The sequence below is a fragment of the Rhodoferax sp. RT5P35 genome, from assembly GCF_056521385.1.
Genome location: NZ_JBWMAX010000004.1, coordinates 363,145 through 378,946, shown reverse-complemented (window position 1 = coordinate 378,946; position 15,802 = coordinate 363,145). Strand labels below are relative to the sequence as shown.

At 59.8% G+C, this 15,802-nt stretch carries 15 protein-coding genes; 8 read left to right on the top strand and 7 right to left on the bottom strand.

The window, feature by feature from the left end; all coding sequences use genetic code 11:
• Positions 1–36 precede the first annotated feature (36 nt).
• Complete coding sequence (locus AC097L_RS08310; protein ID WP_479585861.1) at positions 37–1,488, bottom strand: aldehyde dehydrogenase; 1,452 nt, start codon at positions 1,486–1,488, stop codon at positions 37–39.
• 220 nt (positions 1,489–1,708) lie between these two features.
• Between AC097L_RS08310 and AC097L_RS08305 the strand changes: the two genes are divergently transcribed.
• Together AC097L_RS08305 and AC097L_RS08300 are read left to right on the top strand one after the other, a co-directional pair.
• Positions 1,709–2,992: a D-amino acid dehydrogenase gene (locus AC097L_RS08305; RefSeq protein ID WP_479585860.1), complete on the top strand. Its 1,284-nt coding sequence runs from the start codon at positions 1,709–1,711 to the stop codon at positions 2,990–2,992.
• 163 nt (positions 2,993–3,155) lie between these two features.
• Positions 3,156–4,076, top strand: coding sequence for a LysR family transcriptional regulator ArgP (locus AC097L_RS08300; RefSeq protein ID WP_479585859.1), 921 nt, complete (start codon positions 3,156–3,158; stop codon positions 4,074–4,076).
• A gap of 22 nt (positions 4,077–4,098) precedes the next feature.
• Here the strand turns inward: AC097L_RS08300 and AC097L_RS08295 are convergent, their stop codons facing one another.
• From AC097L_RS08295 to AC097L_RS08285, 3 genes are read right to left on the bottom strand one after another with little or no spacing between them, the layout of a single operon-like run.
• Positions 4,099–4,812, bottom strand: coding sequence for a flagellar basal body L-ring protein FlgH (locus tag AC097L_RS08295; protein ID WP_479585858.1), 714 nt, complete (start codon positions 4,810–4,812; stop codon positions 4,099–4,101).
• Positions 4,813–4,848: 36 nt separating this feature from the next.
• Complete coding sequence (locus tag AC097L_RS08290) at positions 4,849–5,394, bottom strand: cell division protein FtsI (RefSeq protein ID WP_479585857.1); 546 nt, start codon at positions 5,392–5,394, stop codon at positions 4,849–4,851.
• 35 nt (positions 5,395–5,429) lie between these two features.
• Positions 5,430–5,810, bottom strand: coding sequence for a hypothetical protein (locus tag AC097L_RS08285; RefSeq protein WP_479585856.1), 381 nt, complete (start codon positions 5,808–5,810; stop codon positions 5,430–5,432).
• 352 nt (positions 5,811–6,162) lie between these two features.
• On the opposite strand from AC097L_RS08285, the gene AC097L_RS08280 reads away from it, so the two are divergent.
• The gene (locus AC097L_RS08280; protein ID WP_479585855.1) at positions 6,163–6,780 is read left to right on the top strand and encodes a TetR/AcrR family transcriptional regulator; all 618 of its coding nucleotides are present in this window, start codon (positions 6,163–6,165) and stop codon (positions 6,778–6,780) included.
• A 40-nt stretch (positions 6,781–6,820) separates the two neighbouring features.
• Here the strand turns inward: AC097L_RS08280 and AC097L_RS08275 are convergent, their stop codons facing one another.
• Together AC097L_RS08275 and AC097L_RS08270 are read right to left on the bottom strand one after the other, a co-directional pair.
• On the bottom strand, positions 6,821–8,476 hold the full coding sequence (locus AC097L_RS08275) for a glycoside hydrolase family 13 protein (protein ID WP_479585854.1): 1,656 nt from the start codon (positions 8,474–8,476) through the stop codon (positions 6,821–6,823).
• Positions 8,477–8,631: 155 nt separating this feature from the next.
• On the bottom strand, positions 8,632–9,507 hold the full coding sequence (locus AC097L_RS08270) for a metallophosphoesterase (RefSeq protein WP_479585853.1): 876 nt from the start codon (positions 9,505–9,507) through the stop codon (positions 8,632–8,634).
• A gap of 205 nt (positions 9,508–9,712) precedes the next feature.
• Between AC097L_RS08270 and AC097L_RS08265 the strand changes: the two genes are divergently transcribed.
• Positions 9,713–9,895 carry a hypothetical protein gene (locus AC097L_RS08265; RefSeq protein WP_479585852.1) on the top strand — a complete coding sequence of 61 codons (183 nt, stop codon included), beginning with the start codon at positions 9,713–9,715 and terminating at the stop codon, positions 9,893–9,895.
• 7 nt (positions 9,896–9,902) lie between these two features.
• On the opposite strand, the gene AC097L_RS08260 is transcribed toward AC097L_RS08265, so the two are convergent.
• Positions 9,903–10,865, bottom strand: coding sequence for a LysR family transcriptional regulator (locus tag AC097L_RS08260; RefSeq protein ID WP_479585851.1), 963 nt, complete (start codon positions 10,863–10,865; stop codon positions 9,903–9,905).
• Positions 10,866–11,273: 408 nt separating this feature from the next.
• Here AC097L_RS08260 and AC097L_RS08255 point away from each other — a divergent pair, with 408 nt between their 5' ends.
• The 4 genes from AC097L_RS08255 to AC097L_RS08240 all read left to right on the top strand — a co-directional run bounded on the left by AC097L_RS08255 (position 11,274) and on the right by AC097L_RS08240 (position 15,795).
• Positions 11,274–11,825, top strand: a complete 552-nt coding sequence (locus tag AC097L_RS08255) for a hypothetical protein (RefSeq protein WP_479585850.1) — start codon at positions 11,274–11,276, stop codon at positions 11,823–11,825.
• Positions 11,826–12,187: 362 nt separating this feature from the next.
• Positions 12,188–13,183 carry an ABC transporter permease gene (locus AC097L_RS08250; protein ID WP_479585905.1) on the top strand — a complete coding sequence of 332 codons (996 nt, stop codon included), beginning with the start codon at positions 12,188–12,190 and terminating at the stop codon, positions 13,181–13,183.
• Between the two features lie 161 nt (positions 13,184–13,344).
• Complete coding sequence (locus tag AC097L_RS08245) at positions 13,345–14,226, top strand: sugar-binding protein (protein WP_479585904.1); 882 nt, start codon at positions 13,345–13,347, stop codon at positions 14,224–14,226.
• A gap of 66 nt (positions 14,227–14,292) precedes the next feature.
• Positions 14,293–15,795: a sugar ABC transporter ATP-binding protein gene (locus tag AC097L_RS08240; RefSeq protein ID WP_479585849.1), complete on the top strand. Its 1,503-nt coding sequence runs from the start codon at positions 14,293–14,295 to the stop codon at positions 15,793–15,795.
• Positions 15,796–15,802 lie beyond the last annotated feature (7 nt).

The window sequence follows — 15,802 nt, the reverse complement described above, 5'->3', positions numbered from 1 at the left end:
GTATGCGCCAGAGCCATTATTTTAATAAATTTTGCATTAGAACGGGTAGTGCCGTGGGGTGGTTTGCACGGTGATCCAGCGCAGGTCCGTAAACGCCTCGATGCCCGCACGGCCGCCAAAGCTGCCGATGCCGCTGCCTTTGACACCGCCAAACGGCATTTGCGGTTCGTCGTGCACCGTGGGGCCGTTGATGTGGCAAATGCCGGACTGGATGCGTCCGGCCACCTGCAGCGCGCGGGCGATGTCGCGGCCAAACACCGCGCTCGACAGGCCGTAGGCGTTGTCATTCGCGCAGGCCACGGCTTCGTCCACACCATTCACCCGCACGATGCCTTTGACCGGGCCGAAGGATTCATCGCTGTAGATGCGCATGGCGGGCGTAACGTGGTCCAGCAGGGTGGCGGGCATCAGCGTGCTGTCGGCCTTGCCGCCGCACAGCAGGGTGGCACCTTGGGCTAGTGCGTCGTCGATCAACGCGTTGCAGCGGTGCACCGTGGCCATGTCTACCACCGAGCCCAGCACCACGGGGCCCTGGCGGGGGTCGCCCAGGGGCAGGCTGGCGGCCTTGGCGGCGAGCTGGCCGACAAAGGCATCGGCCACGCTGGCATCCACGATGATGCGTTCGGTGGACATGCAGATCTGGCCGGAATTGGCAAAGGCCCCGAAGGCGGCGGCGTTCACGGCGGCCTCCAGATCGGCATCGTCCAGCACCAGCAGCGGGGCCTTGCCGCCCAGCTCCAGCACCACCGGCTTGAGGTATTTGGCGCAGGTGGCGGCCATGATCTTGCCCACATGGGTGGAGCCTGTGAAGTTAACGCGGCGCACTGCCGGGTGCGCCACCATGGCCTCGACCACGGCGGCGGCATCGGCGGGGGCGTTGGTGATGAAGTTGACCACGCCCGGCGGTAGCCCGGCCTCTTGCAGGGCTTCGATGATCAGGCCGTGGGTGGCAGGGCACAGCTCCGAGCCTTTGAGCACCACGGTGTTGCCACAGGCCAGCGGCACGGCGATGGCGCGCACGCCCAAAATCACCGGCGCATTCCACGGGGCCATGCCCAGCACCACGCCCGCCGCTTGGCGCACCCCCATGGACAGGTTGCCGGGCACGTCGGATGGAATCACCTCGCCGCTGATTTGCGTGGTCAACGATGCGGCCTCCAGCAGCGTGCCTGCGGCCAGGTGCACGTTGAACCCGGCCCACATCGCTGAAGCCCCGGTTTCTGCGGCCATGGCGGCGATGAAGGCGGGGGCTTTGGCTTCCAGCGCGTGGGCGGCCTTGGTTAGCAGGGCGCGGCGCTGGCCCGGACCGGTGGCCGACCAGGCGGGGAAGGCGGCTGCCGCGGCTTCTACGGCGGCAATGGCATCCTGCACCGTGGCGGCTGGGGCGGTGGTGGCCACCGTGCCGTCCAGCGGGTTGCGCCGCTCGAAGGTGGCGCCATTGGAGGCGCAAACGGCCTGGCCGTGGATGAGAAGGGAAATGCTGGGCATGAAGTGTCTCCTGGTTTTTTTGCTATGCATAGAGTAGCTGCTCACGCTTGTCCTATCGGCGTAAGGGGGCTATTTCGTCTAAATGCTCCATGGCAGTGGCAGCCGCTGTGCCAGACAACCCACCCTAATTCTGAATTAGATTTTCTTATAACCAATAGCTTAATAAATTAGACCAACTTATATTGCAGTTTGTTACGGCTTTTGAGTCAGGGAGTGGCGCATGAAAGTATTGATCTTGGGCAGCGGGGTGATTGGCACCTGCACGGCGTATTACCTGGCCAAGGCGGGCCACCAGGTGACGGTCATCGACCGCCAGCCCGGCCCCGCGCTGGAAACCAGCTTTGGCAATGCGGGCGAGGTGTCGCCCGGCTACTCGTCGCCCTGGGCCGGGCCGGGCGTGCCGTTGAAGGCCATCCAGTGGATGCTGATGCAGCACAGCCCGCTGGTCATCCGCCCGCTGCTCGACCCCGCCATGTGGCGCTGGGGCGCGCAGATGCTGCGCAACTGCACCGAGACGCGCTACCAGACCAACAAGGGCCGCATGGTGCGGCTGGCCGAATACAGCCGCGACTGCATGGTGCAACTGCGCGCCGACACGGGCATTGCCTATGACGACCGCAGCCAGGGCACGCTACAGCTCTTTCGTACCCAGAAGCAGCTGGACGGCACCGCCAAAGACATCGACATCCTGAAGCAGTACAAAGTGCCATTCCAGTTGCTGGACCGCGAGGCCTACCTGCAGTACGAGCCCGCGCTGGCGCTGGTGAAAGAGAAGTTTGTGGGTGCGCTGCGCCTGCCGGGCGATGAAACCGGCGACTGCTTCAAGTTCACCAACGCACTGGCCAAAATGGCCGAGGCGCTGGGTGTGGAGTTTCGCTACGGCGTGCAGATTGAGCGCATTGCCGCCGACGGCAAACAAATCACCGGTGTGCACACCAGTGCGGGCCTGCTCACCGCTGACACCTATCTGGTCGCGCTGGGCAGCTATTCGCCCATCCTGCTCAAACCGCTGGGCTTCAACCTGCCGGTGTACCCGGTCAAGGGCTACTCGATCACAGTGCCCATCACCAACGCCGCCTGCGCACCCGAATCCACCGTGATGGACGAAACCCACAAGGTGGCCGTCACCCGCCTGGGCGACCGCATCCGCGTGGGCGGCACGGCCGAGCTGGCGGGCTACAGCCTGGAGTTGCACGAGGAACGCCGCAACACTTTGAACCACGTGGTCACCGACCTGTTCCCCCAGGGCGGCGACACCTCCAAAGCTACGTTCTGGACCGGCCTGCGCCCCATGACCCCCGACGGCACGCCCGTGCTGGGCGGCACGCCGTACCCCAACCTGCACCTGTCCACCGGCCACGGCACGCTGGGCTGGACCATGGCCGCCGGGACCGGGCGGGTGATGGCCGATGTGCTGTCCAAACGCACGCCGGAGATCAGTATGGAGGGCCTGACTTTGGCCCGTTATGGCAACGGATTTAGCGGATTGAAGAACACCGGTTAGATAGTCACACCCCCAGGCTGCAGTGCTACGCATCTTTCGCCACCCCCCTTGCAGGGGGCAACACCAGCAGCCTGGCAGAGCCAGTTCTGCGGTGTTTCTGGTGGGCGTAGGTTCAGGTTGAAGCTAGGTAGTGAGTATTCACAAACCGGGTAAATTCGAGGGTATGAGCACCTTTGATCCCGACGCCCTTGAATGCCTGGCCGCCATCGTCGAAGAGGGCGGTTTCGAGCGGGCCGCGCAGCGGCTCAACATCACCCAGTCGGCGGTGTCGCAGCGGCTGCGCTCGCTAGAGGCGCAGGCGGGCACGGTGCTGGTGGTACGCAGCCGCCCGCTCAAGCCCACGGCGGCGGGGCATTTGCTGATCAAACACACCAAGCAGTTGCGCCTGCTGCGCGCCGACCTGGAGCGCGACATGCAGGAGCTGGCCCCCAGCGCCATGGGCGGCGCGCGCGACGAAGAGCGGGTGTCGATTGCCATCAACGCCGACAGCATCGCCACCTGGGCCATGGGCGCGCTGCAGGCCGTGGTAGCCCAGGGCCTGCCGTTGGAAATCATCACCGACGACCAGGACTTTACCCAGGAATGGCTGCGCGAGGGCCAGGTGATGGGCTGCGTGACCACTCTGCGCCAGGCCCTGCGCGGCTGCAAGGTGGTGCCGCTGGGCGCTATGCGTTATGTAGCAGTGGCCCAGGCCGCCTATGCCCGCCAGCACCTGCCCAACGGCCTGACGGCGCACAACTTTCGCAGCGTGCCGTTTGTGGCCTTCAACCGCAAGGACGACATGCAGCGCGAATTCGTCAGCCAGGCGTTTGGCCTGAAGCGGGTGTCGTTGCGCCAGTTGTTTGTGCCCAGCTCCGAAGGCCAGGTGCGCGCGGTGCTGGCCGGGTGGGGCGTGAGCGTGGTGCCCGAGCTGCTGGCCCGCAGCCTGATCGATAGCGGTGCCTTGGTGCATCTGGCCCCCAGCCAGGGATTGCACATCCAGCTGTTCTGGCATTGCTGGAATCTGCAGTCCGAGGTGCTGGATGCCTTGAGCACCGCCCTGACCCAGACGGCGGCAGACACGCTGGTGCAGCCGCTGAGCTAGGCTACAACAGGCACCACACCGGTCACCAGAAAGACAGGGTTTTGGCCAGGATCTTCTGGATCCAGGTGCGCGATGCCGCTTCCGACATATCGCCCTTGCCCACCAGCTCCAGCCGGGCATCCACCACGTCCCCCGAGGCCACCAGATTGCCCGCGGTGATGTCGTTCGGATTCACCACACCCGAGAAGCGCAGCGTGTTGACACCGTTGTTGAAAGCAATGCTGCGTTCGCCGGCCACCACCAGGTAGCCATTCGACATCACATTGATCACCGAGGCCGCCAGGCGGCCGGAGAATTTGTTGGTGTTGCTGGCCGTGCCCGTGCCTTTGAAAGAATCGCTGCCGGATGCGGTGGCATCGATATTGGCGATACCGCGCAGGATGCCGCCCAGCGAGTTGGAGTTCGAGCCCGGTCCCTTGTTGGCCAGCTTGGTTTCACGGCTGGTGTCGGTTGTGAGGTCGCTGCTGGCACTGATGGTTTCTGAAATATCGATCTTCAGCGCATCGCCGATCTTGCGCGGTTTGCGGCGGTCAGAGAACAGCGAAGCGCTTGTCATGTTCTGCCGAAAAATCGCCCCGGTGACTCCGGGCTCAATGTCCGTAGGTACGGGCAGGGGATTGGCCCGTACCGGTGGCGGCACAATGCTGTCCGAACCGGCGCAGCCGACCAGTCCGCACATGGCTGAGACCGAAAATGCCAGATAAGAAATATATCGGCGTGCAATGCGATGTTTCATGGAAAACCTTTGGTAGAGAACAAGATGCGAGCCGGTTTAACTTTCAAATCCGGTTACCAGGGCATTCACCACCGGTGCTATTTTGCTGCGGGTGGATGACCATTTACCCATTCCATAGGTTGGGTCCAACTCATAACTGCTGCGCGATAAAACTTTGCCGTTGGAGTCACGCAAAGTCAGGGTGGCAGTGGTTAAATAGGTTTTATAGTCATTGGTATAGGGTGCAATAGCCCATTCAATATATGCCGCGTAATTCAGCCATATATCGCAGGCATTTTTACCTGTGCCTAACTCGTATATTCGACTTTCAATTTGGTGCAGATGCAACTCGGATTGCAAGGCGGGCAGTATTTCCACCGCCTGCGATTCCGGGTTGAATTCGATGCAGACTTTATTGAACCTGGGATGGATGTGGTAGACCGTATTTTTGGCCGAGCTCGGTCCCACGGCAATCAAGCCGCTGGCGGCAACGCCGGTGGCTTTGACCAATTCGTAGAGGGGTACCGGCGAAAAAATAGAACATCCGGTTTGCAGCGCAGAACCAGCTACCGTGCACAGCATGAGGCAGATTGATTTGTACACCTTGTTTTCCTCGGACTTATGCTGTGTCACCGGCACTAAACCAGAGCGATAACGGCCTGCACACCCGCGGTAAGCCCTTTGTCTGCATAGCCCGCGACGGTGCTGGCGGCGGTGCCGATACCGCTGGCCACTGTGCCCACGCCGCTGGCGACCTTGTTGTAGCCCGCTTTCACTTCGCTGGCCGCGTCACTGGCTAACGACACCGTGCTGTTGGTGGCTTCCTTGATCGTGTTTTCCACGCTATTGACGGCTTTGCTGACCGTGCTGCCGGCTTGTAATGCGACATCGGCAGCGGTGGCGACAGTTGCGGCAATTGCACAAAAATCCTGGGCCGTTTTATCGCTAGTGCTGGGTGCCGCTTTTTTGGCCAACGCAAGAGTTTGTTGGGCTGCAGTGGATGGACTAATAACTTTCATAAAAATCCTTAACTTTGGTTAAATGGGCAATTAAATTCTGCCTGTTTGGATTTTGTTTCTATTTTGAATAAGCGGTTGAAATACCCACCTGTTTACACGGAGGTACATTAATGTACTATGTTGTTACAAACTGTATATATATCAAAACATAAACGCGCATTTTGGTTTTATTAACCAATATTTATGCCGTATGATTAATAGCCAGTGATTATGGTTATGGGTATTATTTTTATATATTGCGAGACCTGAAGCGTGGTGCGTCAATGTGCATACGGCTCTTGTGTTTTGTGACTTTGCGGTATCTAAATAGCCTTGGTATCTTTTTGAAGACGTGCCGGGCTAAAATTACGCCATGAAACCTACTGTGATGCCCAAGATTTCCTTCAAGCAGCAGATGCTGGCCGCGCGCGAAGAAGCCATCGTGCAAACCGTCAACCGCTTGCTGGCCGAAAAAGGCTTTGAAGCCATGACAGTGGACGAGGTGGCCCAGGGCGTGGGCATTGCCAAGGCCAGCCTGTACAAGCACTTTCCCAGCAAGGAAGACCTGGCCGCCGCCGCCATGGTGCGCGTGCTGCACCGCACCCAGGCCCATCTGGACAGCCTGCCCGCAGACGCCCCACCGCTGGATAATCTCAAGGCCATGGTGCGCTGGGCGATGGAGGTGCAATTGGCGGGCGAAATGCCCTCGCTGCCCAGCCAAAACTCCACCTTGCGGGCCAATCTGATGGGCAATGGGGCTTATCTGGATGCGCTGGTGGGCGTGAGCGACCAGCTGGGCGGCTGGATCCAGGCCGCGCAAAAGCTTGGCCAGATCAACCCGCAGATCCCGGCGATTGCCGTGCTCTACACCCTGTTTGCCCGCGCCTGCGACCCGGTGCTGGGCTTTTTGCAAGCCAGCGGCCAGTACAGCGATGCCCAGGTGGTGGAGTGGGTGCTGGGTACCTGTTTTGAGGGCCTAAATGCCCGATAGCGCAAGTAGAATCTACACCAGTAGCTATTAATAATTTAGCTTAAAAGGTCTGCAGCCAGACCGCGGTGTCGGCCGGCACCCGGCCTTGCGCGTCCAACGTGCCGCTCTTGAGCAGCATTTTCGCCCCCGCAGGCAAGGCCAGCGGTTCGGCCGACACATTCACCATGCACACAAAGCCCGAGCCGCGGGTGAATACCAGCGCGCCCTCGGGCGACGGCAGCCACTGCAGGCCGTAGCCGCCCAGGCCGATGTCGCTGCGGCGCAGCTGCAGGGCCTGGCGGTACAGGTTCAGCGTCGAGCCCTCGACGCCGCTTTGTGCCGACACGCTCAACGCCGCCCAGTGGGCGGGCTGGGGTAGCCAGGGTGGCGCACTGGTGGGCGGGCTAAAGCCGAAATGCGGTTGCGCACCCTCCCACGGAATCGGCACGCGGCAGCCGTCGCGGCCCCGGCTTGTGCGGCCTGTCTGCTCGAACATCGGGTCTTGCAGTACGGCATCGGGCAGGTCTTCCACTTCGGGCAGACCGAGTTCTTCACCCTGGTAGATGTAGGCCCCACCGGGCAGCGCCAGCATCAACAGCGCGGCGGCGCGGGCGCGCTGCAGGCCCAGGGCAAAGTCAGCAGGCTGGGCTAGCAGGTCGTCCAGCCAGCGCAGCGGGGCGGCGGTTTGGGGCCGGGCGTAGCGCGACACTTCGCGGGCCACGTCGTGGTTGCTCAGCACCCAGGTGGGTGGCGCGCCGACTTCCGCATGGGCCGCCAGCGTGCCGGTGATGCTGGCGCGCAACTGCTCGGCGCGCCACGGGGCCACCAGGTAGTCGAAATTGAAGGCGGTGTGCAGCTCGTCGTTACGTACGTAGCGCGCCAGCCGGTCGCCGGGATGCACCCAGGCCTCGGCCACAAAAATGCGCGGGTCGGCATAGCTGTCGGCCACCTTGCGCCAGGCCTGGTAGATGGCGTGTACGCCGGGCAGGTCCCAGTGCGGGTGGTTGGCATCTTCGTGGGCGGGCAGGGTCCGTTGCCCTACGTCCGGCAGGCCGGGGGCTTTCACCATGCCATGCGCCACGTCGATGCGGAAGCCGTCCACACCGCGGTCAAACCAGAAGCGCAGCGTCGTTTCAAACTCGGCCAGCACGTCCGGGTTGTCCCAGTTGAAGTCGGGCTGCTCGGGGGCAAAGATGCGCAGATACCAGTCGCCGGGCTGGCCGTTGGGGTTCGTTGTGCGGGTCCAGGCCGGGCCGCCGAATTCGCTGACCCAGTCGTTGGGCGGGGTGTCGCCATGCACACCTTTGCCGGGGCGGAAGATGAAACGGTCGCGCTCGGGCGAGCCGGGGGCGGCTTGCAGGGCCTGCTGGAACCACACATGCTGGTCGGAGCAGTGGTTGGGCACGATGTCGAGCAGCACTTTCAGCCCTAGCGCGTGGGCTTCCTGCAGCAGCGCCTCGGCCTCGGCCAGGGTGCCAAACAGCGGCTCGATGTCGCGGTAGTCAGCCACGTCGTAGCCCGCGTCCTTCATGGGCGAGGGGTACCAGGGGTTGATCCACACCGCGTCGATGCCCAGGTCCGCCAGGTAGGGGAGGCGCGCACGTATCCCCGCGATATCGCCAATCCCGTCGCCATTGCCATCGGCAAAGCTGCGCGGATAGACCTGGTAGACCACGGCGCTGCGCCACCAGGGGGAAGGGGTGTGGGGGGCTGTCATGGGCGGGCTCCTGGTGTGCGAAAGGCGATGCGCTGTTTTAAATTTTGCCACCCGGTGACGGGTACAGGACGGTTACAACGCGCTGTATTTGATCCAGCGCAAATACCCACGGATTTATCCTAATTTGATAGCTACTTGCGTAGGCAGAATATGCGCTAGAGGGCGATTTGGCTTAAATTTTGAGTTTCGGCCAAGGTAATGCATTGGCTGGCCAGAAACCCCGCCTGCTCGTTCTTGCGTGCATAGCCCAGCGGGTTGGCCACCACGCGGCAGCCCTGGTGGGTGTAGTCGCTGGGGGCGTGCAGGTGGCCGTGCAGCCAGAGCTGGGCGTGGGGGAGCAGCTCGTCCAGCGCGTTGCAGAACCCGGCGGTGCCGGGGGTGCGGCCATAGCGTGGGTCGGCGCTGTGCAGGCTGGGGGCGAAGTGGGTGACCACCACCGTGTTGCCATCGAACGGCACAGCCAGGGCGCTGCGCAGCCACTCTTGGCACACCAGGGCCTGCGCGCGGATGCCATCGGCCAGCATGGGCAGGCCCTGGCGGGTGGCGCTGTTCTTCTTCAAATAGTAGTTGGCGGCGCGAAAGGCCTTGTCGCGCGCCTTGAGCTGCTGGCCCAGGGTGGCAGCACTGTCGTTGGCTGGCGGGCCGAGCGCATCGAAGTCGCTCCATAGCGTGGTGCCGATGAAGCGCGTGCCGCACAGCTGCACCACCTCGCGCTCCAACCAGATGAGGCCCAGGCGCTCGCAGGTGGCGCGCAGGCGGGTATCGGCCTCTTCGAAATCCTGCCCGTCGTATTCGTGGTTGCCGGGCACAAACAGCACCGGCGTGGGCCAGCCTGCACCGCCTGCGGAGGGCGGCAGGGGCGAGAAGCGGGCCAGGCCAAAGTCGGTATCGCCCGCAGAGGCCAGCTGCGAACCCGCCTGGTAGGAGCCGATATCGCCCGCCAGCACCAGCACGTCAGCCCCTGGCGCGGGGGTGGGTACGAAGTGCGGGTGCACTTCCAGGTGCAGGTCAGAGAGGAGTTGGATTCGCATGGCGTGCACAGTTTAGAACGTGTCCAAGGTCTTTTTGGCGGCCTTAAAAAGACCTTGAACACGTTCTTCGGATCGAAAACGCCCCATTTTGGGCAGCAATGCACGAACTTATGCATGACCGGCATAGGCCAGGGCTTGAAGAACTAGGGAAAACCCTTATGCTAACCCTATTGCAACTTTTCACCGTTCACACGGTGGTGCCACCATGTTTACCTTGCTTGCCCAATACATCTTGTTCCCTAAAGCCAAATCCAGCGCTGTGGTGGTTGAAAACGCCAGTGTCGCCCACGGTTTGATGGAAACCGCCGATGCCCAGGCCGGTCGCGATCCGCACCATGCCGCCGAACTGCGGACTGCAGCCTTGGCGGCGCTCAGCGCCATCCGCTAACTGCCCGCTAGCTATCAGACGCGTAGGCCTTTGCGGCCACGCGCGCCACGGCCTGCCGCAGCCACAGGTGGGCCGGGCTGGATTCCATGCGGCGGTGCCATAGGGCATCGACATGCACCGCAGGCACTTCAAAGGGCAGCGGGCGCTGCGCCAGCACATCGGTGCTGCCGATGGCATGCGCAAAGTGCTGCGGCAAAACGGTCAGCAGATCGGTCTGGGCGGCGATATGGCCCGCCGTAAAAAACTGGTTCACGGTCAAGGCCACCTGGCGTTTGCGCTGGATCAGGGCCAGCGCCTCGTCGATAAACCCAAACGAACGCCCCGAAAAGCTGACCAGCATGTGCCGCGCCGCACAAAACTGGTCCAGCGTCAGCGTGCCTGCCGCCAGCGGATGGTCGCGCCGCATGGCGCAGACGTAGTGGCCGTCATACAGGCGCAGGTGCGCATACGGGTTGCCCTTGCCCACCTGGGCGCGGGCGGCCAGATCGGCCAGCACGGCCGGAAAAAATCCCACTGCCAGATCCAGCGTCTCGTCTTCCAGCAGCTTGCGCGGGTCGCGCGAGGCCAGCGGCAGCACGTGCAGCGACACGTGGTGCGCTTCGGCTTCCAGGATGCGCATCAGGCCGGGCAACAGCTCGGCGGCGGTGGCATCGGCCATGGCCAGTACAAAGCTGTCGTCGGCCTCGGCCGGGGCAAAGGTGCTGGGGGCCAACGAGCCCTGCAACTGCCGCAGTGATTCGCGCACCGTGGGCCACAGGGACAGCGCGCGGGGCGTGGGTTCCATGCTGGAGCCATTGCGGCGCACCAGCTCGTCGCCCAGGCTGTCGCGCAGGCGGCGCAAGGCGTTGCTGACGGCGGGCTGGGTGAGGGATAGATTCTGCGCAGCCCGGGTCAGGCTGCGTTCGGCCATGATTTCGTCAAACACGCGCAGCAGATTCAGGTCGAAAGTGCGAAAGTTGGGTGGGTTCATGGCGGTGTGGGCCAGTTTTTGCGGATGTAAAACCCGCATTGTTGCAAAAAACATACGTAGAGACCGTCCTCTAAACCCGAAATCTGCGCCAAATCAGAGCCATCCCGCATCTTTTGTAAACCAAAACTGTCCACACATTTTGCCAACTAGTTCCGCTATGTTTTAAATAGCTAACTGCGTAGATTTCAATTGCGCTAGAAGCCGATTCTTCACTTATTTATCGGCAAAAAAGAGATTTTTCGAAGGGTGCACGGTCGTGCTATTCCTGGGCTTTAGGTAAACCATCTATCACGGTAGTGAATGTAGATCATCACAAAGATAAATTTAGAAAATACTAGTGTTAACCCTAAGATTCGTTTGCGTTCAAGGCGATCCAGTCCAAAACGCTTTGTTACCAAGGAACACACCATGACCCGCTTTACCAACCCCAGCTTCTCTACCGAGCATTCCGGCTTAGCACGCGCTGACTCGGTTGCCACTACAGCACGTGGTTTCCAGCCAAATTTCGACTCCCCCCGTGGTCTGGCCGCCGTGCTGCTCGCCGCCGTGGTGTCTGCCCTGGTGGTGGCCGCCGACCAATTGGTGGACAGCTGGGCCGAAGGCCATTTGCTGATGGCCTGGGTGGTCGTCTGGGCCGTGGGCTTTGCCGCGATGGCCTTGTTTGCCGGCAGCGCCCGCAGCCTGGCTGGCCGTGTGGTCAACGCACTTGATGCCTGGTCGCTGCGCGAAGCCCGCGCCCGTGCCGACAAGCGCCTGTGGGCCACGGCCCTGAGCGACCCCCGCATCATGGCTGATCTGCAAGTCGCCATGGGCCGCGCCGATCAGGCCGACATTGCCGCTGCCGCCGTGGCTGAAAAGCCAAAGTCCAACCGTCTGGGCCGCGCCATGCTGCGGGCTTTTGACCTGCTGGATGCGCAGGCTTACAGCGCTGCCAGCTACCGAGTCAGCTCGCACATCTAAATCTGGCGCCATCGGCTAAAAGCCCCGCCCATCGTCAAGATGGGCGGGGCTTTTTCGTGCGTCCGACAAAGCCCATCCGTCGCGGACCCAAGGCATCGGGTCTATTAGAAGATGTGATGTGGCAAGACCAGTGGCGGCCGATAGCTCCTATGGGTGGCACAACAGCGCAATACTGTCTAGCCGTGTACTGGGCATCACGTACTTTGATCTACAGGGTGCTACCCAACATTCAGCCCATCCCTGAGACCGCGAAGACGTTCTAAAAGCATGGATTTCGGGAAAACCCCTAACCAACAATAGTCCAAAAGTTGTATGATAACCATATCAATTAAAGAAAAAGTGTTGACCCTAACATGACGGAAATAACTGTGAATCGCACCAAACTTGGCCCGCAAGCCGCGTTCGGCTGGACGCCTATATGGAGCCTGCTCCGCACCAAGGAGGCCAGTGTTCTGCTGGCACTGTTGATCGTCAGTACGGGCATCGCATTGGCGACGCCCTATTTTTTGACGACAGACAACTTGATGGGTGTCTTCCGGTCATTCTCGACAACCGCCATCATGTCGATCGGCATGGTGATGGTGATCGTTACTGGAGGAATCGATCTGTCCGTTGGCTCGGTCATGGGTCTGGCGGGCCTGGTGACCGCATTGGCTTTCGAGCACGGCCTACCCACCGTGGTAAGTGTGGGTTGTGGACTGGGGGTGGGTTTTTTGTTTGGTCTGACAAATGGCCTGCTTGTCACGGTAGGCCGATTGCCCCCGTTTATCGCAACGCTGGGTACTTTGAGCATTGGTCGCGGCCTGATGTACATAGTCACCAAAGGGGTACCGGTTACGCCCAACACCCCAGAAGCGTTCAATGCCATAGGCCAGGGCTACATGGGTTATGTACCGGCGCCAGTGGTGATCATGGTGGTGCTGGCCGTGGCTTTCTCGCTGATGATGGCCTACACGACATTTGGCCGCCATGTGTATGCCACGGGGGGGAATGAACATGCTGCCTGGATCAGTGGTGTGAACACCGCCAAGGTGAAGTTGGTGGTGTTTACCTTGTCGGGTGTGATTTCAGCTCTGGCGGGTGTGATTGCGTTCTCCAGATTCTCTTCTGCGGAGCCTGCTTCGGGCTTCGGTATCGAGCTCGACGTGATTGCAGCCGCTGCAATTGGTGGGGCGAGCCTGGCGGGTGGTGTGGGCAGCGTGCAGGGTGCCATTCTGGGCGCAGCACTCACCGGAATTATCGCCAATGGCGTGGTGCTCATGAATATCAACACCTATGCACAGCAAGCCATTACGGGTGCTGTCATTTTGATTGCGGTCAGCATAGATGTTTGGCGCAATGCCAAAAAGGATCGGTAGCGTTAAAAAGTATGGGTGCTTTTTGACCCCGTTGGCGCAAGTCCATTTGCGTCGGAATTTGAAAGTTATCCACCTCAAGTAAAGAAAGAGACATCATGAAAAAATTCTTCCCTTTGGTTAAGTTTTCCCTTTTGGCTATTCCGTTTGCGCTGTCGATTCAAATGGGTGCTTTGGCCAAAGATATGAAAGATATTCGTATCGCTGTGATTCCCAAGGTTGCGGTTCCGTTTTTTGACGATTGCAATAACGGAGCCAAAGAAGCTGCTGCAAAGCTAGGGGTGAATTACCAGTGGGTTGTGCCACAAAACACGCAAGGATCTACACAGGTCCGCATACTGGAAGACCTGATCTCGAAGAAAGTGGATGGCATTGCCATCTCTGTGAACGAGCCTAAGTCGGTTGAAGCGGTCATCAAAAAAGCTATTGCCAGCGGCATCAAGGTGCTGACTTTTGACTCCGACTCCAGCAATAGCGGTCGGTCGATGTATATCGGCACTATTAATTCTGCAGCCGGTGAAACCATGGGTGAAGCTATGGCCAAAGAGTTGAATGAGGAAGGCGAGGTGGCTATTTTGACCGGGCAGCTTGGCGCAGCAAATTTGAACGAGCGCATCAGCGGTATCAAAATGGCGTTGGCCAAGCACCCCAAGATCAAGCTGGTGGCCACCGAAGGTACAGAAGATGATCTTGCGCGTGCGGTATCCACGACTGAATCCATTTTCCGCGCCAACCCCAATTTGAAGGGCATTTTTGGGGTGAGCCAAGTGGGGGGGCCTGCTGTGTCCAAGGTCATGGCAACCAAGGAGTTCAGCAGCAAGAAATCTTCTGTGAAGGTTCTGGCGTTTGACGATCTTCCGGACACGGTCAAGGGCGTGAAAGAAGGTTATATCCAGGGCATCATGGTTCAGCGCCCAGTGACTATGGGGCGGCTTGCGGTCGAGCATCTGGTAGACCAGATCAATGGCAAGGAAACCAATCCTAGCAACGTGGACACAGGTGTGAACGTGGTGACTAGCCAGAACCTGGGTTCTTACACCAAGTAAGTCGCATCAACAAGTGGGATCCGCTTGCGTGCGCAAGGGGTCCTGCTTTTACTGGAGCTGTATGTGATGCCTTATCTTGAAGTCAAGAAAATTTCAAAAACATTTGCCGGCGTAAAGGCTTTGAACCAGGTCAGCCTGGGTGTTGCACGTGGCGAGGTGCTTGCGATTGCGGGAGAAAATGGCGCGGGCAAAAGCACTTTGATGAAAATTCTGACGGGTGTATACCACCCCGATACGGGTGGCGAGATATGGATTGACGGCAAGCATATTCCGCACCTAGCGGGTACGGCCGATGCCCGTGCCCACGGCGTGTGCATCATCTACCAGGAGCTATCGGTTGTTGACAACCTGACCATTACCGAAAACATATTTCTGAGCAAAGAGCTGTCGAATTGGATGGGGGTGCTCAACACCCGCGCAATGCGAGCCGAAGCCGCCTTGTTGTTGCGCCAACTCAATATCAATCTGGATCCATCGACGCGTGTATCGGATCTGAGCATTGGACAAAAGCAGATGGTTGAAATTGCCAAGGCTCTTTCGAACAACTCCAAGATTGTCATCATGGATGAACCGACTGCATCACTCAGTCACCATGAGGCCAGCGTACTAAAAAATACCATCACCAAATTGCGAGCGGATGGGATTGGCATTATTTATATCACCCACCGATTGGAAGAAATATTCGATATCGCAGACCGCGTAACGGTTTTGAGGGATGGCCAATGTATCGACACCCAGCCGGTGAAAGACGTGAACCGTGCACAGCTGGTAAAGATGATGGTTGCCAGAGAGTCTGCAGAGCTATATGGGGAGTACAAGTGCCATGCCACCACAAAGGTCGTGCTAGAGGCCAAGAACCTGAGCATGCAGACTAAATCGCACCGCAGAACTGCGGTACGCAACTGTAGTTTCAAGTTGCATGAGGGTGAGATCCTGGGTTTCTTCGGACTCATAGGCGCGGGGCGCACCGAGCTGATGGAAATGCTCTTTGGTTTGCGCGCCTACACCGGCAGCATAGAAATGGATGGCAAGGCGGTCACCATCAAGAATCCCCGCGAGGCCATCCATAGGGGCTTAGGTTTTGTAACGGAGGACCGCAAGTCAGCAGGCTTGGTTCTGGGCATGAAAGTACGTGAAAACTTCAGCCTGACCCATCTCGGCCAATACGCAAAAATGGGTGTGGTGAACCGTTCATCCGAGACCATTGCCTGCGATACCTTCATCCAAAAACTCGGTATCAAAGCCCGCTCGCCAGAGACCACCGTTAAGGACCTGAGCGGAGGCAATCAGCAAAAGATCGTTATTTCAAAATGGGTGGCGCGTTCGCCCAGGGTCTTGATTGTGGACGAGCCCACGCGCGGTATCGATATCGCAGCGAAAGCGGATGTGCATCGCTTGTTGCAAGAGCTGGCCCAGCGGGGTATTTCCATCATTGTGGTTTCATCCGATTTGCCGGAGGTTTTGGCCATCAGTGACCGCATTGTGGTGGTCCGCGAAGGAGTGATCGCAACAGAACTAAGTCGATCAGAAGCAAACCAAAACGCCATCATGGATGCCGCGTCTGCTTGATATATTT